Origin of the sequence: Enterococcus sp. DIV1726a (assembly GCF_051710985.1) — a bacterium.
GTDB lineage: Bacteria > Bacillota > Bacilli > Lactobacillales > Enterococcaceae > Enterococcus_B > Enterococcus_B hirae.
Genome location: NZ_JBIOLS010000001.1, coordinates 633214 through 656548, shown reverse-complemented (window position 1 = coordinate 656548; position 23335 = coordinate 633214). Strand labels below are relative to the sequence as shown.

The following is a 23335-nucleotide window of genomic DNA, read 5'->3' as shown; positions in this document are numbered from 1 at the left end:
CCCCCTCATAAGGTTCCTTTTACAAAGCCGTTTGCTTCAACTAATTTTTCTTCTGCTGTCGCTTTATCACTATTGGTTAAAATCATCACGATCGCTAATTTCACATTTTTATCTGCTTCATTAAAATACTTCTCAGCGGTTTGATAGTCAACCTCTGTTGCTTGCATAATGATTCGTTTTGAACGCTCAATCAATTTTTCGTTGGTCGGTTTCACATCGACCATCAAGTTATTGAATACTTTGCCAATCCCGATCATACTAATTGTTGAGATCATATTCAAAATCAATTTTTGTGCTGTACCAGATTTTAGGCGAGTTGAACCGGTTAGAAACTCAGGTCCTGCATCAACTTCGATCGGATAATCGGCATGTTGACTGATTTCAGCATTTTTATTACAAGAAATTGTAGCAGTAGTCGCACCGATTGTACGAGCATAATCTAAACCGCCAATCACATACGGTGTACGACCACTTGCGGCAATCCCGATGACCATATCATTTTCAGTTAATCCTAAGTTTACTAAATCTTCTTTCCCTAACTCTAAAGAGTCTTCTGCTCCTTCAACCGCAACTGTCATGGCTGCTTCACCACCAGCAATCAAGCCAATGACCATCTCAGGTTCTACACCAAATGTTGGTACACACTCTGCAGCATCTAGCACACCTAAACGGCCACTTGTACCGGCACCCATGTAGATCAATCGACCACCTTGTTGGAAAGATTTAATCGTCTGTTGGATCACTGGTTCGATGCTAGCCAATTCTTTTGAAACGGCTTCGGCTACTTTATGATCTTCTTGGTTCATTAGCTGAACTGCTTGGGTAACACTCATTTCATCAAGTCCAAATGTTTGTTGATTTCGTCGCTCTGTTGTTAGATTTTCTAAATTAATTTGCTTCATTTGTTTTTCCTTCTCTTCTAATTATTTTAAAATTTACCCCTGCACGGATTTGCTCAAGTAGCGGTAACTCGGCTTCGCTTATTTGAGCGACCCGATTCACTTTTTCATCTGCTGGTAAATCCTTTTTAGTAATTTGAATTTCCCCCATGTAACGAAGATATCGTTCATTATCTAAAGTAATCGTTCCTTTTGCTCGTTCTTTCGTATCCCGAGGAGGAATTTGAGGGATGTTTCTAAACCGTGCATCCGCACTGCGGATAACATCTCTTGCTTCATCTTGCCGATTCATATGGTTTCCTAAAATATACTCGTAAAACTGGGCATCAATTACTTCAGCATGTAGTAAAATTGTTTGTTCTCTTTGATACATGGCAAATTGTTCTTGAACTTCTTCTGAAAGTCCGCCATCACCGATATAAATCAAATCTGTATCGCATGACATCAAATCTAGCGCAGCAGCTAAAGGATGGACATGTCGATGACTTTCTAAAGTAGGTAAACCTTGATATAACGGACCACGTAATGCTTCGTCGCCTGCCACAAAACCTTGGATTGTAAAGCCTTGTTCTTTTAGCCAATGATTTTTTTCTTGATACCATTTCCGATCTAATCCGGTTTCGGGACGCGGATAGTAATTATGCCATGCTTCAAGTTGAGAAAAATCTGCATTAGCGACTTGTAATTCTGTGACATCTTGTGGAGTGATCGTGCTGGCGTTTAAACTGATTTTGATTTGATGGCTCCAATTCGCAATTTGTTCATTTGAAAGATGATAATCCATTCGTAACCCAGTAACGCCAATCTTTTTTAATGGCTCTAAATCTGCCATCGAAAACCCAGCATGTTTTAAAGCATCTCCAGAAATATCTACCATTAGATCCAATTGATTTTCTTTGGCACATTCGCCTAGTTCTGTTAACCGTTTTTTATATAAACTAGCATCATCTTCAGGAATATGCATAGAAGTAAATATCCCATCAAACCCATTCTTTGCCATCTTTTGGATATAAGCTTTTTTTTCTATCGTTAAAGCTTCATTCATAAAGATCGAAAAACCAAACATCTGTCTCCCCCTCACGCGATGTATCCGTATTCATTTCTATGAACAGAGTATACCTCTTGTGAAATAAAATTTCAACATCTTTATAAAAATAAATTAATTTTATTTCTAAAAGCGTTTTCGTTGATTGATAATGATAGGCGATTTCAAAGATTAATGGCTAATTATATAACTAAAGAAAGAACGACACACCGACTAAAAAGTGTTTCATGCGCTGAATGACAGAACAAAAATACGCATCAATCATTGGTTCCTTCTGACCTCTATTTGATTTTATACAACTCATCAGTCCTTATTGACAAAAAGCCACGTAAATAAACGGAAGAATGACAAAAATAGCAAAAACTATTTTTGGATTCTTCCGCTTATCGGTTTCAGAAATCAACTATTTTTTTGATTCATGATACGAATGTTTGACTCCGCTGCTACCCGCCAAAAATGAGTTAAGACTTTATAGTGTTCAGCTCATGTTTACTAGGAAAAGTAACTAATTCCGTATTTTCAACAAAAAAATCAAAGAATGTCTCATTTGGCATAGGATGGAAATAAGCGTTCATGATACGAATCAACGCATTATGACAAACTAATAGGTAGACATTCTCTTCATCAGCAAGACATTCTTCGATCAATGGAACAACTCGAGCATAAACATCTAACACTGATTCACCATTTGGAAAACGCACCGCAAATTCTTGTCGTGCTTCTTGAAAGATTGTTTCATGACTTGGCATCCCGTCGTATTCCCCAAAATCCATTTCGATTAACCGTTCATCTACTTCCATTGGCAAGTGAAGTTTATCGGCAACGGCTTGCGCTGTATCTTTTGCACGTTGTAAAGGGGAATGGATAATCTTCGTGACTGGGACTTGTAATTCTGAAACTTTTTCAGCCAATTTCTCCGCTTGTTTTTGCCCTTTTTCTGTTAACGGGGCATCTGCTCTCCCGCAGACCCGTTCTGCTGCATTCCAAGTTGTCTCGCCATGTCTAGTTACATATAACATTATTCAACGCTCCTTTGTTTGTTCTGGCTCGATTGTAACATAACCAATGAGCAAAACAAGTTTCACTACTTATTGATGACAATGAGTTATTTGAGTGAAATGAGTCGATCAGCTATTTTATTTAAGAAGACTTGGTCATGATCCACAACCAACATTGCAGGTTTAAACGATAAAATCAGTTGCTCCAACTGGACTTGATTGAAGACATCTAAATAGTTCAACGGTTCATCCCAAATATATAATTCCGCTTCTTGAGAAAGCGACTTGGCTAGTTCAACTTTTTTACGTTGCCCCATACTCATCTGTTCAATTCGGTTATGAAAGACTTCTCTTTCCATCCCTAACTTGCGGAGATTATTTAAAAATGTTTGATAATCAACTTTTTGCTTTTCTGCAAATTCACTGAGCGTACCGCGATTATCTTCATAATTCTGACGCACGTAACTGATCGTTAGTTGATTAGGCTTATGGATCGTACCTGCAGTTATTCCATCAAAATCGTCTAAAAGATAATGGATGATCGTAGATTTCCCTATACCGTTTGCCCCTGTCAACGCCACACATTCGTTTTGGTCAATCGTAAAATTAACGGGCGAAAAAAGCAGCTGTTGATACCCCAGTTGTAAATTCTCCACAGTCAGCAATCGTTTATGATGTGTTTTTTTGACTTTCATTGTCAAAGGCTCTACATATTCGATATCCTTCAATAATTTTTCTTTTTCCCCGATTTGCGTTTCCATCCGATTCACGATTGCTTTCGAGCGTTTCATCGTTCGAGCGGCATCCGCACCAATTGCACCACGATTCACTCTACGATTTTCAGTATCGATAAACCCAACGCTTTTTTTCGTCTTATCTCCCTCACGAGAGCGGGACCACTCTGCTTTTTCTGCTGCAGTTTTCTTCAAGCGCGTGACTTCTTTTTTGATTTTTTCATTTTGGGCAATCTCAAACTCATTTTTTAACTGCTTTTGCTCTTCATATACTGAAAAGTTCCCCTGATACAGTTCTAATTGGCTTTTTTCAATTGCTAATACATGATCGACCACTTCATCGATAAATCCGCGATCATGGCTGATCACGATAAATCCTTGATTTTTTTTCTGCAAGTAATTAGCTACTTGTTTTCTTCCGACTAAATCCAAATGATTCGTCGGCTCATCGATCAAAGGAAAATGCTGATCATCAACAAAAAGCAGCGCTAAGAGTACTTTTGTTTTTTCACCACCAGACAGTGTGTGAAATGGTCGCCACAAAATCTCTGGGTCAGTTTCCATTAATTGTAGTTCTCTTTCGATTTCCCAAAGTTCAACATCAGCTATCTCATTCAACGCATCATAAGTAAATTGTGCTTCTTCTCCAATTTCTTGAGGGAAATAGTTAAATTCTTGCTGATGGATAATCTGTCCTTGATAAGGTAGTTTATCTTGTAAAATGTTCAATAATGTCGTTTTTCCACGTCCATTCCGACCGATCAATCCTAATTTCCAAGTGGTATCAAAATTCAATGTAGCTTGATCAAATAAGGGTAGCACTTGATTGTCATAACCAAAAGTTAAATTTTTAATTTCTATCTTCGACATTTATATCCTCCTATAAAAAAGACCAGTCCTATTTTCAGAACTGGTCGCCAAAGAAGGGATACAAAAAGAGACCCCACCAATGAAAACTCGCCAATTCTGAAAATCTGCCTGCTATTTTTTATTGAGTAAGTGTTTTTCACATTAAATTCTGCGTGAGCAAGCTTCAACGGGCAATCGTTAGACCGTTTCTCTTCACTCAAACATCTTGATTAATGTAATTTATGCACTTTTCTCATTAATAAAATAGCCTTAATGCAGCTTTCAATCATTGACTTAGTTTTTCAATGGCAAGATCCCTCACTTCGTTTTATTTGTCATTAGGTTAACATAATTATTTTTAAACTGTCAACTAAGATAAATCATCTTCCACTAATCGGCTGAGATTATGTGTCATAATCGCTACTTTTTCGAGGGTTTCTTGACGATCTAAGGCTTTTTTCAATTCAATCGGTCCTAGCTGGATACTAAAAACACTTGGCAGAAATTCATCTAATCGTCCAAGATTTTTTTCGCGACTGCCACATAACGCAATAACTTTTTTCCCATGTTTCTTTGCCAGTTTAGCTACACCATATGGTACTTTCCCATTGATCGTCTGCTGATCGATTCGTCCCTCACCTGTGATCACGAGATCTGCTTGTTTGATGGCTTCTTCTAAACCAATCAGTTGAGCAACAAGTGAAAAACCAGAAACCATTTTACCACCGACAAGCAATAACGCTCCACCGATTCCACCAGCAGCCCCACTTCCAGAAACAGCATTTAAATCAATATTAGTCGTTTGTTTTATCTGTTCGGTTAAATTCGTTGCCTGTTTGTCAAGAAATGCTAAAGTTGTTTTTGTACCACCTTTTTGCTTACCGTAAATTTGAGCTGCTCCTTGTGGGCCACTGTAAAAACTTGTCACATCAGCAGCAACTAGCAATTGAACCTTTTTGAATTTTTCACGGCTTTTGCCCCACTCGATTCGTTTCGTCGTCAGCAGTGGATTTCCCTCTGTAGCCCCAACTAACTTGGCTCCTAGCGACTGCAACAGACCTAAGCCACCATCTGAACAGCCACTCCCACCTAATGTGACAATCACCTGATCAACCTCTTGTGTCAAAGCATCTTTCAAAAGTTCTCCCAAGCCAAAGCTAGAAGCTGATCGAATCGTTTGATCAGTTGGCTCCTTTAATAAATCAAGACCGATTACTTCAGTTGATTCAATCACTGCCAGGCGTTTTCCCGCATAAACCGTGAGTAAATATCTGCAACTTACTTTTCGAAAAAGCAGATCTACCCCTTCGATTACCCGCCATTGACCACCTAAAGCATGATAGATCGCCTCTGCTGTTCCTTCTCCTCCATCAGCAATCGGGCGATTGATTTTTTCTCCTTTTTTTGAAAACCAGCCGTTCAAAGCTGCTTGATTTAATTCAAACGATGAGGCACTTCCTTTAAATGAATCAATGGCTGCTAAGATCGTCATTGTCGTTCCTCCTCTGTACGTTGCTCTCATTACTAGTAAGACATGTTTCTCTTTTTTTGACAACCAATACAAGTTGAAAATTTGCAAAAAACAATACTCGGATGGAACTTAGAAACCATTGATGTTGTTTTCTAAAAACAGAAAAGTGACGTTCAAGAATTCACTTCCTTCTTGAACGCCCACTTTCGATTATTGCTATTTGATTCTTGCTGTTTATAAGTGCTTTTTATTTGAAACAACCGACCATGTGGTATTAAGATGCTCATATTTCCTGTTCAAAGAAATTGGTATCACCCTCGTGTTTTCAGTGTCAAATCCACATTGATATACAGTATAATCACAATACACGATTCTGTGCGTAAAATACAAGCATTCATCTGGTAATTCTTCTAACGAATGATAAATCATTGGATTCAATTCAGTATATTCATTCATTTCGGACATGAGTAGTTCACGATAAAAAATTTGCTTTACAACACTAGGAGCCACAATGAAAATTTCAGTAGGTTGTTCTTCTTTTTCGTCTGCAATCAATGTCATACTTTTGACAAATTTTCTGATCAAGTTGTGATTCCATCTTACTTTTGGATAGTATGTTTCCTTCCAATCATTGAGAATAACTATGATATCCTCATACAGTTTTTTTTCTGCAGTAGTTAATAAATAGATTTGATCAGGGAGAAATACTTGACCATCTGCCCAGATCGTACGAATAAACTGTAAAAATGATTTTTTTAAAATAAAATCATTTTTACAATTTTTGTCAATTCTAGTTACAATTTTTTCGATTAGCTCATGGAGACAAGGCGTGTTTTCAATGAAACTGGTATAAACAACTTCAAAATCTTTTTTCAATAATTCCATATTTTCGTTCGTATAATTTCGTGTGTTAAATAACGAAAAAATATAATACACGTCTTCTTCTTGTATATCTAAATGTTCTTTTTGTTCAGCTAACCCTTGGCTAACAATATGAAATAAAGGCTTTTTTTCAGCTGACTTTTTATCTTCTTCATCAAAATAAAGAGGATATTCTTTACGTCCAATCGCTATTTCAATTCCTCGAACAATCAAAAATCTATCTTCCTCAGAATATCTTCGTTTGAAAAAATGTGTTTCGACAAAATCAATCAATTGGTGACAAGCATCTATTACTTGATGATTTTTATTTTCATACCCTTCCCAATTAATGTATCTCACTAAGGAAAGCAAAAGATTTCGCACGTCAAATTCAGGAATGATAATTTGTTTATTTCTTAAATAGGAATTAGCTTTAAAGAAATCTAAGACTGTCTTTTTGATCGTATAAACTTTACTTAAAGAGATAAACTCAAGATCTGATAATTCCGTACTAGTGAATTGCCCTCTAAAATAATAACTTAAAAATTTTAAAAAATACGATTGTCCATATAAAAACTGTGTTAACTCTGATAATTCAATACCATGTTTAAATATGACTCTATAGATATGCTTTTCTCGCTTAATGTCTTCGATACAATATTCTAAACATTCGGTGATACTTTCAAGATCGTGTAACACAGTAGGCATTGTCACACCTAACATTTTGGCAATATATTCGATATCTATTTCTTGAAATTCAAATAATTGCTCACAAAGATAGACTTTTCTCGAAATATTCCGCTCAATGTAATTTTCCAACATGCCTTTTTCGCTCCTCTAATTTATATATATACTTATTTAAACATATTACTTAAAACCCATTTTTTTTATTTCCTTAAAAGGAAAACGTTTACAAAAACAAAATAAAAAAGTCTGAGCTGGGAAAAAGCTTCTTCCCAGCCCGAACAAACCAATCATTAACTATAAATAAATGACAGTGAAGCATTTTTTATATCGAGTAAAAAAAGATTCAACTAAGGAGGAATCTGTCTTTCATCATTCTGCTTAATACTTTCTCGCTAATTTTAGTCAAAAATATCAACATCGAGTTTTTCGACAACATCTTTTAAAAGTTGGATTCCAGCTGCGCTATTACCAAAAGCATCTAATGCTGGGCTGAAAACACCCATGCCATAATAATTAGGAACAGCTACCATTAGGCCCCCACCGACACCACTTTTAGCTGGAACACCGACATGAACAGAAAATTCCCCTGATTCATCGTACAATCCTGCAGTTGTCATAATTGATTTGACAATCGTTGCGCTTTCTTCTGTAATGATTTGTTGTCCACTCCAAGGAGCAATACCTTTATTCGCTAAGACAGCGCCTAACTTGGCAATCCCTTTAGCAGTCACATTTACTGAACATTGTTTAAAATACACATCGAGGATTTCTGATACATCTCCGTCGATCATTTGATTACCTTTCATGTAATAAGCCAAGGAGCGATTAATATCCCCAGTTCTTGATTCAGAATGATAAATTTCTTCGTTCAATGTAATTTGAGGATCATCACAAATTTCTTTCATAAAAGCTAAAATACGATTGAATTTGTCCTCTGGATCTTTTCCGGCAATCAAAGAAGTGGTTGCAATCGCACCAGCATTCACAAATGGATTCATTGGATGATGACGATGATTGAGTTCCATATTCAAAATCGAGTTAAAAGCAAAACCTGTTGGTTCTGTATTGATCGTTTGAAAGACTTTATCGATGCCATTATCTTGGATGGCTAATAATAATACGGGGACTTTTGACATGCTTTCAATCGCAAAACGAACTTGCGAATCACCCGCTTCGATTAATTGATTTTTCTTCAAATCATAAATTGCCATTCCTAATTGTTCCGGATTTACTTGCGCAAGCGCTGGGATATAATCTGCTACATGTCCTGTTTGATAGTAGTGGAAATTTTTCCCAATCAATTGTTCTAATTCTTTGACATCCATTTTAATAACCAGCTTTCAATTTTTATTTATTATTTGCATGTTGAAATTTATGACGACATGCATAAATCGTAAAAGGAATAACTGCAACAATGAGATATGAAATGACTAAAATCGTTTCATAGATTCCATGTTGTCCTGCAGCAATACTTGAAGGTGGTACAAAAGAAATACAAAAAGCAAATAGTGAAGTCAATAATCCTAAACAAGCGACAATGGTTTTGACAACTTTTCCACCTGGCACTTGATAAGCCCGTTCTAATGAATCATCTTTGTAAACTAATTTTAAATAGCCAATAAAAAACATAAAATACAGCATCAAATAGATAACTACTGTTAGTGACATAGCTGCAAGGAAGGATAAATTATTTCCGCCACCACTTAATGTAAAGACAGTTGCCCAAATGGATGCAACGATCCCATTAGCAATCATTAAGTTTGCCGGTACACCATAAGCATTTTCTTTCGCAAAATGTGCGGGTAATAAACCTTCTTCGGCAGCCACATGTAAGGCTTTAGATGGTGAAGTGACCCATGATGCAATTTCTCCAATAACCCCTAAGCACACTAAGATAGCAAGAATTTTTGCAATCCAAGCAAGACTAGGATCAATGTGTCGCAATAAAAATTCAAGAGATTGAATAACCCCTGTATTGAGTGATAATCCTTGTTGAGGAACAGTTGTTGCCACTGTCAATCCACCAAATGTATCCAAAATAATCGCTAATATAACTAATACGAACATCGCTAGTGGATAATTCTTTTTAGGATTTTCCATTTCATTTGCATGACTAGCAGAAGTTTCTACCCCCATATACGCTAAAATAAATGAAACAAAAACGACTAATGTTGGTAATTTTGAAAAATCAGGTATCAATGTTTTCATTGATAGTGTCGTTTGTAAGGGTGCGCCAGAAGCCACATAGTGGATACCTAATCCGAATAGAACTAGTGCTGGTAACAAAATCCCTGCAATAAACCCGATCCGAGCGATCAATGAAGTATATTTTGTCCCTCTTAATTGAGACAATAAAATAGCCCAAAAAATAATTAAAAGAATCGCTAATTTCAAAAACTTATTATTTTGAATCGCAGAGATTCCTGTTGCATAAGATAATGCTCCTGTCAGGAAATACAACATCGTTAAGTAACCAACTGTGATTTCAAACCATTGGAAAAAGATGGCAGCAAATCCAAATCTTTTACCTAGCGTGCGACTTACCCAAGTGTAGACACCGCCTTTTTCCCAGCCTTTAACAGTTGCCATTTCAGCCGCACATAATGCTACCGGAATAAACCATAACAAACCGCCTAGCAACAGGAAGAAAACCAAACTAAAGCCCGATGTCGCAAATGTTGGGTACTCATAAAGTGAGACAACCATTGAGATCGTCATGGCTAAAAAACCAAAAAATGTTAATTTCTTCGCAGGAATTTTCGCTTTGCTTTCTTGCATGAAACTTCCTCTTTTCTACTATATTTAATTTATTTATTTTCAAAAAACGTGAAATCTAATCCTTCTTCTTGTTCTTCTTTCGTCGTCGTGATGATCGTTAGACACATGATGCTCTTTAAGATACCTGCTGTGAGCGCATAAGCGTATAAGGCAACTAGACAAACACCGATGATTTGAACACCTAATAGGAACCAGCTGTGTGAATCAGAGAGCAAATGAGCATTTGTAGCAAAAAGCCCAATTAAGATGGTTCCAGTAAAACCACCCATGCCATGTACACCCCATACATCAAGTGCATCATCCCAATTTTTCTTCTTACGAAATGCAACAGCATACTGACAAACAATTCCGGCAATGATTCCGATGATGATGGCACTTCTTGGATTGATATAGCCTGCACACGGTGTAACTGTTGCAAGTCCAGCGACAGAACCAGTTAAAATGTCGACAAAATCAAAACCATTCCCTCTGATTTTCGCTAAGATCAACCACGTCATCATCGCAAATGCCAACGCAACAAAAGTTGAACCAAAAGCATTGACCGCTTGGTAATCTGCTCGGAGTGCCCCTCCAGCATTAAATCCAAACCAACCAAACCAAAGAAGACCTGTTCCAATAGCTGCTGCCATCAAACTACTATGTCCTGATCGTTCAGAAGTAGGGATCTTTCTTTGTCCAAGTGTCAAAATACATGCCAGCGAGCCGAAACCTGCAGTTGTATGGATGACAGCACCACCAGCAAAATCTCGGAAGCCTAATTGTGCTAAAAATCCGCCTCCCCATATCCAGTGACAAACAGGGAAATAAATCAGAATATTCCAAAAAATCAAAAGCAAAACATAACCTTTAAGATTCAATCTTCCAGCAAAGGCCCCCGTCATCAATGGAACGGTGATTACGATGAACATCAATTGATATAAAAAGAACATCAAAAAAGGAATCGTTGCTCCATGTAATAAATTAGGTGCGTTAGAGACATGCTTCATTAAAAAAAAGTCAGCTGGATTACCAATTAGTCCACCGATATCTCTACCGAAAGCTAATCCAAAACCACCAAATATCCACATCAAAGTTGTTATTCCTACTGAAAGAAACGACTGTGCCATAATAGTTGTGATGTTATTTTTCCGTGCCAGCCCGCCATAAAAAAATGCCAAGCCAGGAGTCATCAAGCAAACCATTGCGGTACATAAAATCATAAATGCTGTATCACCTGTATTGATAGGTAAATGATTCATTCGTTTTCACCTCTTTTCTATGGTTTGAGTATAAGAAATTTTAACATCTGTTTTTTGTTTATCTTTTTGCGTTTTGTATCGTCAAATCCGAAATAAACTAAAATATTGGTCTAATTACTTCTTAAAAGTCTTACCTTATTTAATATGTATCCGTTTTTTTAATCACTTTATCTAGCTGTCTGATGGATTTCCAGAGAAAATCCGCACAAAAATAATGCTGTTTTTTGTTTTTTTATTTTGTTATCGTTCAACTTTTTGAACAAAAATAAACTTTCTCTTTATTTTTTTCATTAAACTGAATCATTAGTAAACAAAACAAAAAAGAGTCTGGATATCAATCCGACTCTTTCTATGTAATACATATAAATATGATGTTCGATTTGCACAGAATTGCTTCACACGTTTAAACTCTATTCAATTGCTTTAGTGTTAATCCAAAGATTGGTCCAATCGCTAGTACACATAGAAGTGTTCCGATACCAATAGGGGCACCTAATAATACGCCTACAACGACCATTAGTGCATCTAAACCGATCCGAATAAAAGTTAAACTGAATCCCGTAAATTTATAAAGCAATTGAGTCAGTGCTTCTAGTGCGGCAGATCCTTTGTTTGAAGAAACATATAATCCCGCTCCAACCCCAAATAAAATAGGGGCTAAAAGAACTGCCATGATCGAATAGCCAGTCATGTTAACTGAAAGTTTATTTAGCCATGGTTCAATCTGTCCAATCAGTAATCCCAATCCAAAACCATTGATTAAACTACCGATCCCTAATTCTTTTCGATTGAAGATAGCAACGATTCCTAACACTACTGCATTAAACAACAAACTAGCTACCCAAAAGGGAATATCAATCAACGTCAACATACCTAATAAAAAAACACTGATCGTATCTGCGCCTTTATGTGCAGTGATCAATAATGTGATCGCTAATGCAATCATACTTGTCCCTAAAATCACTTGTATTATTTTTTTTCGTTCTAATCTATTCATTTTTCCTCCATCAAACCAAAAGATCCGCTTGTTGAACAATCAGATATTAAACAAATGACGATACATTTATCATATCTGATACGCCAACTAAACCTATGGAGCCTATTTTACTATTAAATAGGAAGAAATAACTATCAACTATTACGGCTACCACTGAAATAATTAACGTAAAAATAAGCGATTTATCTGGTATAATGAGAAAAGGTTTACATCGTTAAAAGAACGACTGTTTTTCTAAAAAATTTTTCCAGCTTTTTCACCCATACATTCTTAATCTTCTTTATGATACTCATATTTTTCAAAGTCTACTTTATCTAGCCATAAGAACCTTTGAGCCCAATTATTGACATCAAAAAAGTTTAAAATGTTCGGATCAACGGGCTGAAAAGGTGAATGCAGGAATTCCGGCAATTCATCCAAATTTCGTTCCTGAAGTAAAAAGATATTTTGAGGATTATAAAAATAGTAGCTTTTAATTGCTTCATTGTCAGTCACTAACTTTTTCTCAAAAAAACTAGATTCAAAAGTTCGTAAAGTGACTCCTTTTTGTCCTGCTCTCATGAGTTCTAAAATTCCTTGTGATTGTGCGGTCAATGCTAAATAATCTGCGTAAGAAAGATAATTCGCCTGCTCATTTCCTCGTGAAGGTAAAATATAATAATTGGTTGTAAGTCCACGTTGTTCAAATTCCTTGCGATAGCTCTCTGCTAGCTCCTTACGACCATTATCAGTGGCACCAAAAAACAAATCAGAAGTGACTTCCACCTGAGGAATCTTCATCTTTTTAGAATAAAATGAACTATTGTGGCGTAATCCAAGTTTTTGCGCCTCTATCCGGTCAAAATGGTATATTTCATCGACGGCCGATTCGTTTTGTGCTTGTTGAAGCATTCGAAAGTGTTCCTCTTCTTTCAAATGATTCCAAAAGTATAAAACGATTTTAGCTGTTGTATAAGGGCGGATCTTCGCAGCTATTTCCGTTTCGAATCCATAATCTAAAAAAACGATCAATTCATATTCTTTCAATTTGGGATGGAAAAAATTAAAATACACTGGATCTAATAAATCTTTTCCCGAAATGACATCTAAAGAATCAATCGAGGGTAAAAAATACAACGCTTTATCTTTTGCAACCAATAAGATAGGCAATTTTGACATTCTGGTTTCCTCACTTTCCTATGACCATTATGGTTCATTTGATTAATTCAATAGTAACATGAAAATTAGTGATTTTTTGCTATCATAATTTCTTCCCTTAGGAAAAGACAAACAAAACGCTCTCTTATTAGGGTTTGCTCCTACTATCAAGTTTTACGCTTACATAGGAAATTTATGACAAACATATGATGTTTTCATTAAAGTAGAAATTTTTATTTACAGAATTGTTGAAATTGTCAGATAATTTGCTATGATATAAAAAGTTATTTTTCTACTTAATATAGTTATCAATCATTTGACTACGATTGTTTCGTCGTCAATAGTTTAGTCTTAGAAAAGGGGTTGCTTATGGAGAAAACTGAAACAAACAAACTAAAAAAACAACTAAGTTCCAGACACATCACGATGCTAGCACTGGGGGGTGCTATTGGTGCGGGACTATTTAAAGGAAGTGGCGAAGCTATTGGGATTGCCGGTCCTGGTGTCTTGATTGCTTTTTTGATTGGTGGGGCTGTTTTATTCATCGTAATGAATGGTCTTGGTAAATTAGTTTTAGATGACGGGGATACCCAGCATGGATTATCGGGGCTTGTTCGACCTTTTTTAGGTGCCCATTCTGCTGACTTTATCGACTGGGTTTACTATTCATTATGGACGATCAATATTATTGCCGAAGCTGTAGCGGCAGCATCCTTCTTACAATTATGGTTTCCAACGATTCCACCTTGGACATTTGTCTTAATTCTAGCCGTGTTGACAACGTTGATTAATTTATATTCTGTGCGGTTATTTGCTGAAACTGAGTATTGGTTGGCATTTGCTAAAATCAGCGTAATCATATTGTTGATTATCTTCGGGATATACCTAGTAGGTCATCAAATGTTTGACATTGGGGTCTTTCCTACACTAAACAGTATTACGGATCATGGTGGCTTTGCCCCTCATGGTATGAAAGGAATCGTCAACTCGCTACTCGTAGTTATATATTCTTATGGTGGTTCAGAATTGATTGCGATCACAGTAAGTGAAGCCGACAATCCCAAAAAAGCGATTCCTAAGGCAATTCGTGGAGTAATGGGACGAATCATTTCATTTTATATCATTCCATTGTTCTTGTTGTTAATCATTTTCCCTTGGGATACCTTGGCAAACTCATCTGCTAGCCCATTTGTGATGGTATTTGAAAAAATGCATATTCCATTTGCCGCTGATCTTGTAAACTTTGTGATCATCTTAGCGCTCTTTTCTTCCATCAACTCAGGTGTATATGCTTCTTCACGTTTGCTGTATTTCCGTTTAAAAGACAAAAAAGGTGCAGCAAAAAAACTATCTGTTTTAAATAAACACCATGTTCCACAACGTTCCGTATTATTTTGCGCAAGTGTTTTATATTTAGGCGTTGTTCTTTCTTACTTTGTTGGTGACAAACTATTTGGCTATTTGGCTGGTTCTCTTTCCTACACTGTCTTAGTCATCTGGCTTATGATCAGTATTGCAGCATTTATCCTTGCTTTAAAGAAAGGTTCTCTTTTTGAGAAAGGGGTAAACTTATTAGCAATCGTAGTTTTAGGATTGATCTTTGTGGGAATCTTCTTCACTAATTCAATTGGTGTGACATTATTGACTGCCCTTCTTTACTTGGTGATTTTCTTTAGCTACCGCAAGAAAAATGATATCTTTGCTTAAAAGCCCTATAAATAGCTTGAGTTCCTTAAGCCAAAAACAAGCAACTAAGTTGTACCAAACAATTTAGTTGCTTGTTTTTTTGTAAGCTGAGAAGATAAAAGTTGGGGAAAAAATAAAAGGAGTGTTTTTAAATGAAAAAGTATTGGAAATTTTTATTAATGATTGGGGTATCGACCGTCATCATGTTTGGTATGATGTATTTGAATGTCTACTCGATCGATCATCTTTTCTTTAGTCGTACACGGGTGTTCATGGCATTGATGATGGGCGCTGTAATGGCGATCATCATGCTCTTATTTATGTGGAAAATGTATGAGAATAAAACATTGAACAAAATCATTTTAGGGGTAAGTGTCTTAGTATTTGCCGGTTCTTTGTTTATGGTCCGTAGTCAAACAACAGTCAGTGATGTCGCTTGGATGAAAGCCATGATCCCTCATCATTCGATTGCTATTTTAACCAGTAAACGTGCCAATTTGAAAGATCCTGAAGTCAAGAAATTAGCAAACGACATCATCGAAGCGCAAGAAAAAGAAATCGAACAAATGAAGAAGTTGATTGAAGAACAAAAATAAATATATCGTAAAAAAAACGCCCGAAACATTGCTGTTTTGAGCGTTTTTTTGATTCAAATATTCCGAAAGTTTATTCGTTTGTATCGATACCAAGCGTTCCATTCGGCTTTTCGTCTATTTTTGCGATCCCTAATCCAGTAAAGGCGCTAACCATTGAAAAAACTGGTGAGAGTAAACTGAAAAAGACAAATGGTAAGTATGTGAGGGTTGGAATCCCAAAGGTACTAGCTACAAAGCTGCCCGCAATTCCCCAAGGTACAAGGTAATTGATCACTGTGCCACCATCTTCTAACGTTCTACCTAAAACAGTTGGGTCAAACCCAGCTTTCTGGTAAGTCTCTTTGAACGCATTCCCAGGTAAGATAACTGATAAAAATTGTTCTCCAATAAAGAGATTGACACCAATACTTGTCATCAATGTGGTGAAAATCAATTTTGGTGTATTGGTCATTTTCTTAGAAACGACATCCATAACAGTTGAAATCAAACCGAATTCAATGAGTAATCCACCAAGTGATAATGTTAAAATGATCAAAGAAACAGTTGGCATCATACTTTCGATCCCACCACGACTAAGTAATGAATCAATTTGTTGATTGCCAGTAGTTGCAACGAATCCAGATTCAATCACTGTCGCTAAACTACTAAGAGAAGTTTGCGGATTCTGAATAAAGATCATCCCCACCGCCACAGCTATATTTAACAGAATAGTCAAGATAGCTGGTACTTTTTTCCAAGCACATAATAACATTAAGAACAAGGGAATCAACGACCAAAAAGAAATTGTAAAGTTTGCTTCCAGGATATCAGTGACTTCTCGGATAGCCGTTAGACTAGTTTCTCTATTTGTGTGTCCAAGAACCATGAACAAAAAGAAGGAAACGACAAAAGCTGGAACCGTAGACCACATCATATGTTTGATGTGCTTGAATAGATCGGCATCAACGATTGCTGCGGCTAGATTGGTTGACTCTGACAAAGGAGACATTTTATCTCCAAAAACAGCACCTGAAACAATTGATCCCACGACTAACGCTGGATTAATTCCTAATGTCGTACCAATACCGAAAAATGCGATCCCAATCGTTGACATGACAGTAAAAGCACTCCCTACTGCACTACCGACGATAGCACAAACAACAAATACAGAAGGAACAAACCACTTGACACTTATCAATTTAAAACCAATAACCATAAGTGTCGGGATAATTCCTGCTTGGATCCACACCGCAATCAGTGCGCCGACTAATATAAAGATAAAAATCGGAATGATTCCCGGTTTGATTCCATTGATAATTCCTTCATGTAACCACTCTGTTGGGTATCTTTTCACTACAGCGTAAAGCATGATCATTCCAATTGCTGCTAAGATCGTAATGTTTGGTGATAATTTTAATCCGACAACCCCAATTGCTATACTTGCCACAATCACCAATAAGACAAATACAGCTTCTTTAAAACTCGGTTTTCCTTTTTTCTTCATAATCATTCTCCTTTTTTAGTTAATCGAAGTACTAAAAAAGAATAGATATCGAATGACTCCGCCACAATTCATGGGCATTTCCCCCTCTAATCAAACAAAAAGAACTATTTTCAACTAAGGACGAATGACTCCGCGGTACCACCTTAATTAAAAACAGTTCTGTTTTTCACTTTGATTTAACTATTTAGTTTTTATTCCTTTTCATGTAATTCGACATTTCGGCTTGATCGGTTCGCAGCTACCACCGACTTTCTGAACAAAACACCTGAAACGCTACTATGTGAAAAGTTGACTTTCATGAAGTTTACCTTCTGCGAGATTTTTTGTCAATACAAAATGACTATTTTTTTCAAATCATAAATCATTATTTATTTAAAAAGTCGAACCAGTTAACTGACTTTTTTCTAAAAGTTGTTGGTGTTCTTCCTGAATCTTTGTCAATAAAGCTGGTTGTTCGAATAAATCTAAAGCGGTAGACGCTAATAGTTCTGCTGCAATGGCGATCGATGCCAACCCTTTTTCACTTTTTGCGGCTGCTTTAAACTCTTCCGAATGTCCAGCGATATACTCATCTGAAATCGAAATAGTTGGTTGAATCGTCGGAATCACTTGACTGACATTCCCTACATCAGAGGACCCTAAGCTGGTCTTTTCTGTTACATCGATTTCCGTTTCTGGAACTCCAGCTGCTTTTGCATGTGTAAAAAACAACTCATCGAAAGAAGGTGTCGGAATCATATGATCTACCGCATTTTGAAACAAATCAAATTCATAGCTTGTGCCCGTACTCAACGCAGCCCCTTTCACGATTTGTTCCACTTTTTTAAAGACTATATCTAATGTTTGGCGATTGCCAGCACGTAAATAAAAACGTCCTGCAGCATATTCAGGGATGACGTTAGCAGCAACTCCGCCGTTAGTGATGATCCCATGGATATTGACATCTTTAGGTAATTGTAATCGTAGTGCGTTGATACCATTAAAAACTTGGATCAGTGCTTCTAATGCGTTTACTCCTTTTTCGGGTGCTGCAGCAGCGTGAGAAGCAACTCCATAAAATTTGATATCAACTGGATCATTAGCTAGCGATTCGGTTGTTTTTCCGTAACGGTAAGCTGGATGAGCACATAAAGCAGCCGCCACATCGTCAAATAATCCCTCACGAACAAAGCTCCCTTTCGCTGAACCATTCTCTCCTCCTTCTTCCCCTGGTGTTCCATACACTCGGATCTCACCACCAATTTCGTCAATTTGTTTCTTAATGATACTCGCGGCTAATACGGAATACGTTCCAAAAAGATTATGTCCACACGCATGTCCAATTCCAGGAAGTGCATCAAATTCAGCTAAAAATGCAATCGTCGGACCTGGTTTATCTGAGCGATAGCTAGCAGCAAATCCTGTACGGTGTCCAGCGACCTCCTTTTCAACTGTAAAGCCTTCTTTTTCTAACTGGCGAATCAATGCAGCAGATGAATAAAATTCGTAATTGCTCACTTCTGGATGTTGATGGATATCCAAGGCAAGTGCTTGATATTCTGGTAATCTTTCTTGGATCGCTTCTTTCAATAAACTGGATCGATTCGTTGAAATAGTTGATATAGTCATAAAAAAATTCCTCCTTGTATGCTGGCTTCAGATAAAAATTTCTAGTTCATTTGAGCTGTACTTTCTGATGATGCTCATTTACGACCAAAGGTTTTCCATGCTGGAACACTCGAACCTTTTGACGTTTCTTCAATGACTTTAGCAGTTGCTTCAGTTTGATAAGTATCAACGATTTTTTGATACGTACGGTTTGTTTCATCTTCTTTTCGGGCAACAATGATGTTGACATAAGGGCGGGCACGATCATCCACTGGTTCTAAGAAAATTGCATCTTTCGTTGGTGTGAACCCTGCATCGACTGCTACCCCACTATTGATGACCGAAAGACTCACATCGTTTAGCGCACGTGCTGTTTGCGAAGCATCCAATTCTGTGAGCTTAAGTTTTTTATCGTTTTCTGTCACATCAGAAATCGTCGGAGTCTGCCCCTTCGATGGATCAACTTTGATCAGCCCCGCTGATTGAAGAAGAAGTAAAGCGCGTCCCCCATTGGTTACATCATTAGGGATGGCTACTTTTGCACCTTCTTTTACTTCCTCAATCTTTTTGATCGTATTGGAATAGATTCCTAATGGGGCATTTACGGTGTTTCCGATTGAAACTAGATTTGTGCCATGTTCTTCATTATAGTTATCTAAAAAGAACTGGTGTTGAAAGGCATTCAAATCAATTGAGCCATCAGCTAAGGCCGCATTTGGTTGATTATAATCGGTAAACTTTACATATTCTAATTCAATATTCTCCTTTTTTAGACGTGCTTTTACATCGTCCCAAACATCTGTATCTTCACCAATCACCCCTAATTTGACAGTTGTTTCTTTTGTTTTTGTATCTGCCTTTCCTTGACTACAGCCTGCCAACCAAAATAATGCGACGAATGTCACTACAGCAAATCGAATCACTTTTTTCATTTTTTCTCCTCCATTAATGTGATATTTTTTTAATTAAAAAATTACTGATAAATTGACTTAAAAACACCAATGCCAAAATCAATAATGTCGCAACAACCGTTACGTCTGTTTGAAATCGATTATAGCCCCGAGAAATAGCTAAATTTCCTAAACCACCAGCTCCTACAGCACCTGCCATTGCGGTTAAGCCAATAACATTGATGATCGTTAAAGCTGAGACACGAATGATACTAGGTAGTCCTTCCAGTAAATAAACACGAAAAATGATACCCAATGGACTCGTTCCCATTGCTTGTGCAGCTTCGATAACACCGGGATCAACTTCAAGCAAGGCATTTTCGATTTGTCGAGCAAAAAAAGGAACGATGCCGACAATCAAAGGAACTAGTGCTGCCGTTGCTCCAATTGTTGTTCCGACAATAAAACGAGTCGTCAATGCAAGTAAAGAGAGTAAAATGATAAATGGAATGGATCGTACGATATTGATCACCTTATCAAAAAGTTCAAAACATAAGCGGTTTTCAATTAATCCTTTAGGGCGGGTAACGACTAAAACCACCCCTAAAATAATGCCCAAGATTCCCCCAATCAAAGCAGACCAGAAAGTCATATATAGTGTTTGCTTTGTCGCTTCAATGAATTCATCTGGGATCAAATAAACATTTGGCAGATAGCTTTTGAGCCATTCGTTCATCTTAAACGCCTCCTTCAACGAGTTTGATTCTTTCTTGTGTTTCATGTTTTTGTAAGAGATTGACTTTGACACCTAATTGGATCAAATAATCTAGGGCTTTTTGTTTTTGAATACTATCTCCCGCTAAAGTTACCACCAAGCTTCCTATCGGTGTTTCTTGCAGCCATTCGATATTGCCATAAAGAATGTTTGCTGTTACTTGGTATTTGCTATACAACTGGGCAATCAATGGTTCATTCGTTTGGCTCCCCACATAACTCAGTTCAACTAGCCATTTATCCGTAAGCTCTTCTGCAAAGCCTTGCTGTCCAGTAATCTTTTCCAATGCTTGATCTAAGTGAGTCGCTGTACGTATAAAATCTTTCGTTAGTTCTTCTTTTGGATGACTAAAAATTTGAACACTACTTCCACTTTCGATGATTCGTCCAGCTTCCATCACCGCCACTTTATTACAAATTTCTTTCACTACTTGCATTTCGTGGGTGATCAAGACGATCGTTAATCCTAATTGGCGATTTAATTTTTTGAGCAACGCTAGAATTTGATGAGTCGTTTTTGGGTCAAGGGCACTCGTCGCTTCATCACAAAGCAATATTTTGGGATCATTTGCTAAAGCTCTCGCAATCGCTACTCGTTGTTTCTGTCCTCCAGATAATTGGTTGGGATAGGCAGAAGCTTTTTCCTTTAACCCTACTAAATCCAGTAAGTCACTTACTTTCTGACGACGTTCCTGTTTTGATTTCCCAGTATACTTTAAGGAGAAATCAACGTTGTCAAAAATTGTGCGACTTTCCATTAAGTTGAAATGTTGAAAAATCATACCAATCGTTTTCCGTTCTTTTCTTAATTCTTTTGGTGTGAGATCACTTAAATTCGTCTGCTGAATGATTACTTCCCCCTTCGTTGGTTTCTGTAAGAAATTCATCACACGAACTAATGTGCTTTTTCCTGCCCCAGAATAGCCCACAATGCCATAGATATCTCCTTGGGACACCGATAAATTCACTTCATTGACAGCTGGAATGTCTTTACCTTTTTGCTCAAAATGGACACTGATGTTTTTTAACTCAATCATTCGTTCTCCTCCTTGTTGTATAATAAAAAAGGCATCCTCAAGAAAATGAACTCAATCATTTCCTTGAGGACGCCTTTTTGCGTGTTACCACCTCATATTCAAGCCACATTCACATGTCGCTCCTCTTCAAGTACAAACATACTCTAGCGAGATACCGGTCGCAGCCGTTACCGCCTCACAAAATGCTTGGGGTAAAATGCTCAGTAGCCATTTTCCAATCGTTCCTCTTTGCTTCTTCTCAGCTCCCGAAGCTCTCTGTTAAAAGATTTCCAACTGTACTTACTACATCATTGCAAAAAAATATATAAAAAAAATCCTCTTACCAACAAAAAATGTTAGTAAAAGGACGACGAATCGTGGTACCACCTTTATTCGGAAGTTTCCTTCCCTCTAGCCAACGTCTCATTCCTGAGAGATTGGGGTTCAGTTTAACGGTTGAACGACGACCGAATTTATCTACTTATCGACAAATTATTCTCCAAGGCCATTTTCAACTTTGCGGATTTGACTCTTTTCACCAAACAGAGCCTCTCTAAGAAATCGTTCAAGTTTACTTTCCTTATCAACGAATATACTTATTTAGTTGTTGCGAATAATTTACCGTACTCATAATTAAAAGTCAAGGAAGAAGTTTACAAAAAAAATGATTGAATTATTTTGTTGTTTTTTTATCTAACATTTCAATAACAGTTCGTAAGTCTTTTCCTTCAGCAAGTAAATTTAATTTTTCTTTTTCTTCTGCTGTATAATTTCGTTCAAAACTAGTATCTGGAATTAAAACAACGCCCATCCCAGCTCGGGAAGCAGAAGTAGCTCCAACTAAAGAATCTTCCACTGCAAATGCTTCTGAAGCAACTAATTTTGTTCTTTCTAAAGCGGTCAAGTAAGGAACAGGTGAAGGCTTGTTTTCACTTACTTCATCACCGAATGTCATCGTATCAAAATAATTAGCCAAATCAAATTGGGCTAAGATATCAGTCGCTCTTTTAGTAACTGTCGTTGTCGCTAATCCAAGTCGTAAGTCACGTTTTTTTAATTCAGCTAAAACTTCTTTCGCATAGGGTTTTAATTGTATCCCACCGTTATGAAGCTGTTGATAAAAATATTCTTCACGCTTAGCACGAACTTCTTGAACTTTTTCAGGGCTTCCAGCTGCTTTCACTAAAATGTCAAAACTTTGCTTCCAGTTTTTACCTCCCCAAGCATCTACTACTTCTTTGGGAATCGCTAAATCATACTGTTGGAATCCCCATAACCAACCATCACGATAGGTTTTCTCCGTGTCAACTAATAGTCCATCTAAATCAAATATTGCGCCTTTCATTTTTCACTATTCCTTTCAGAAAACAATATCCATAGTTTAGCATGTTTCATTGTTATTTGCACAGAACGAATCATATTTTCCTTTCATAATAAAATGAAAGGTGTAGAAAAAAATGAGTCCGAGGCACTTTTGAAGTGCCCCGAACTCATGATTAGAGGTGAGAATGGATGGGTAAACGGTGTTCATTCATCAACTCCTTGCAATAAGCCCGAATTTTTCAAAACATGAGAAGCTGTTTCAAAAAATTCTTTCTTATTGTCTTCG

The 23335-nt window shown here is 37.0% G+C and carries 19 protein-coding genes and 2 other annotated features; of the genes, 2 read left to right on the top strand and 17 right to left on the bottom strand.

Going from position 1 to position 23335, the window contains the following annotated elements; all coding sequences use genetic code 11:
* Positions 1-5: 5 nt before the first annotated feature.
* The 11 genes from murQ to IGJ27_RS02910 all read right to left on the bottom strand — a co-directional run bounded on the left by murQ (position 6) and on the right by IGJ27_RS02910 (position 13715).
* Positions 6-902: an N-acetylmuramic acid 6-phosphate etherase gene (gene murQ / locus IGJ27_RS02960; RefSeq protein WP_010738315.1), complete on the bottom strand. Its 897-nt coding sequence runs from the start codon at positions 900-902 to the stop codon at positions 6-8.
* Positions 889-1965: a DUF871 domain-containing protein gene (locus tag IGJ27_RS02955; protein WP_010719888.1), complete on the bottom strand. Its 1077-nt coding sequence runs from the start codon at positions 1963-1965 to the stop codon at positions 889-891. The genes murQ and IGJ27_RS02955 overlap by 14 nt, the downstream gene beginning before the upstream one ends.
* A 440-nt stretch (positions 1966-2405) precedes the next feature.
* Positions 2406-2963, bottom strand: coding sequence for a histidine phosphatase family protein (locus IGJ27_RS02950; protein ID WP_178306129.1), 558 nt, complete (start codon positions 2961-2963; stop codon positions 2406-2408).
* An 86-nt stretch (positions 2964-3049) separates the two neighbouring features.
* Positions 3050-4546 (bottom strand): Lsa family ABC-F type ribosomal protection protein, encoded by a 1497-nt coding sequence (locus tag IGJ27_RS02945; RefSeq protein WP_178306130.1) that lies wholly within the window; start codon positions 4544-4546, stop codon positions 3050-3052.
* Positions 4547-4895: 349 nt separating this feature from the next.
* Positions 4896-6017: a glycerate kinase family protein gene (locus IGJ27_RS02940; RefSeq protein WP_053766158.1), complete on the bottom strand. Its 1122-nt coding sequence runs from the start codon at positions 6015-6017 to the stop codon at positions 4896-4898.
* A gap of 213 nt (positions 6018-6230) precedes the next feature.
* The gene (locus tag IGJ27_RS02935; RefSeq protein WP_178306131.1) at positions 6231-7679 is read right to left on the bottom strand and encodes a hypothetical protein; all 1449 of its coding nucleotides are present in this window, start codon (positions 7677-7679) and stop codon (positions 6231-6233) included.
* Between the two features lie 263 nt (positions 7680-7942).
* Positions 7943-8869 carry a glutaminase A gene (glsA, locus tag IGJ27_RS02930; RefSeq protein ID WP_010738321.1) on the bottom strand — a complete coding sequence of 309 codons (927 nt, stop codon included), beginning with the start codon at positions 8867-8869 and terminating at the stop codon, positions 7943-7945.
* A 22-nt stretch (positions 8870-8891) separates the two neighbouring features.
* Positions 8892-10322 (bottom strand): amino acid permease, encoded by a 1431-nt coding sequence (locus tag IGJ27_RS02925; RefSeq protein ID WP_010738322.1) that lies wholly within the window; start codon positions 10320-10322, stop codon positions 8892-8894.
* Between the two features lie 29 nt (positions 10323-10351).
* Positions 10352-11560: an ammonium transporter gene (locus IGJ27_RS02920; protein ID WP_178306132.1), complete on the bottom strand. Its 1209-nt coding sequence runs from the start codon at positions 11558-11560 to the stop codon at positions 10352-10354.
* A gap of 403 nt (positions 11561-11963) precedes the next feature.
* Positions 11964-12557 (bottom strand): YczE/YyaS/YitT family protein, encoded by a 594-nt coding sequence (locus tag IGJ27_RS02915; RefSeq protein ID WP_010719897.1) that lies wholly within the window; start codon positions 12555-12557, stop codon positions 11964-11966.
* Positions 12558-12827: 270 nt separating this feature from the next.
* The gene (locus IGJ27_RS02910; protein WP_010738325.1) at positions 12828-13715 is read right to left on the bottom strand and encodes a hypothetical protein; all 888 of its coding nucleotides are present in this window, start codon (positions 13713-13715) and stop codon (positions 12828-12830) included.
* Between the two features lie 348 nt (positions 13716-14063).
* Between IGJ27_RS02910 and IGJ27_RS02905 the strand changes: the two genes are divergently transcribed.
* Both IGJ27_RS02905 and IGJ27_RS02900 read left to right on the top strand, forming a co-directional pair.
* Positions 14064-15401 (top strand): amino acid permease, encoded by a 1338-nt coding sequence (locus IGJ27_RS02905; RefSeq protein ID WP_010719900.1) that lies wholly within the window; start codon positions 14064-14066, stop codon positions 15399-15401.
* A 131-nt stretch (positions 15402-15532) separates the two neighbouring features.
* Entirely contained in the window at positions 15533-15976 is a 444-nt protein-coding gene (locus IGJ27_RS02900) for a DUF305 domain-containing protein (protein WP_034699754.1), read from the top strand.
* A gap of 70 nt (positions 15977-16046) precedes the next feature.
* Here IGJ27_RS02900 and nhaC read toward each other — a convergent pair whose 3' ends face one another.
* The 6 genes from nhaC to IGJ27_RS02870 all read right to left on the bottom strand — a co-directional run bounded on the left by nhaC (position 16047) and on the right by IGJ27_RS02870 (position 23071).
* Positions 16047-17459: a Na+/H+ antiporter NhaC gene (gene nhaC / locus IGJ27_RS02895; protein ID WP_178306133.1), complete on the bottom strand. Its 1413-nt coding sequence runs from the start codon at positions 17457-17459 to the stop codon at positions 16047-16049.
* Between the two features lie 372 nt (positions 17460-17831).
* On the bottom strand, positions 17832-19067 hold the full coding sequence (locus IGJ27_RS02890) for a M20 family metallopeptidase (protein WP_178306134.1): 1236 nt from the start codon (positions 19065-19067) through the stop codon (positions 17832-17834).
* Between the two features lie 74 nt (positions 19068-19141).
* Positions 19142-19978, bottom strand: a complete 837-nt coding sequence (locus IGJ27_RS02885; protein WP_010738329.1) for a MetQ/NlpA family ABC transporter substrate-binding protein — start codon at positions 19976-19978, stop codon at positions 19142-19144.
* Positions 19979-19991: 13 nt separating this feature from the next.
* Complete coding sequence (locus IGJ27_RS02880; RefSeq protein ID WP_010719905.1) at positions 19992-20672, bottom strand: methionine ABC transporter permease; 681 nt, start codon at positions 20670-20672, stop codon at positions 19992-19994.
* Between the two features lies 1 nt (position 20673).
* On the bottom strand, positions 20674-21747 hold the full coding sequence (locus tag IGJ27_RS02875) for a methionine ABC transporter ATP-binding protein (RefSeq protein WP_178306136.1): 1074 nt from the start codon (positions 21745-21747) through the stop codon (positions 20674-20676).
* A 62-nt stretch (positions 21748-21809) separates the two neighbouring features.
* Positions 21810-22047: a binding site (T-box leader), on the bottom strand.
* Positions 22048-22086: 39 nt separating this feature from the next.
* Positions 22087-22322: a binding site (T-box leader), on the bottom strand.
* A gap of 77 nt (positions 22323-22399) precedes the next feature.
* Positions 22400-23071 carry an HAD family hydrolase gene (locus IGJ27_RS02870; RefSeq protein WP_178306137.1) on the bottom strand — a complete coding sequence of 224 codons (672 nt, stop codon included), beginning with the start codon at positions 23069-23071 and terminating at the stop codon, positions 22400-22402.
* Positions 23072-23335: the final 264 nt, after the last annotated feature.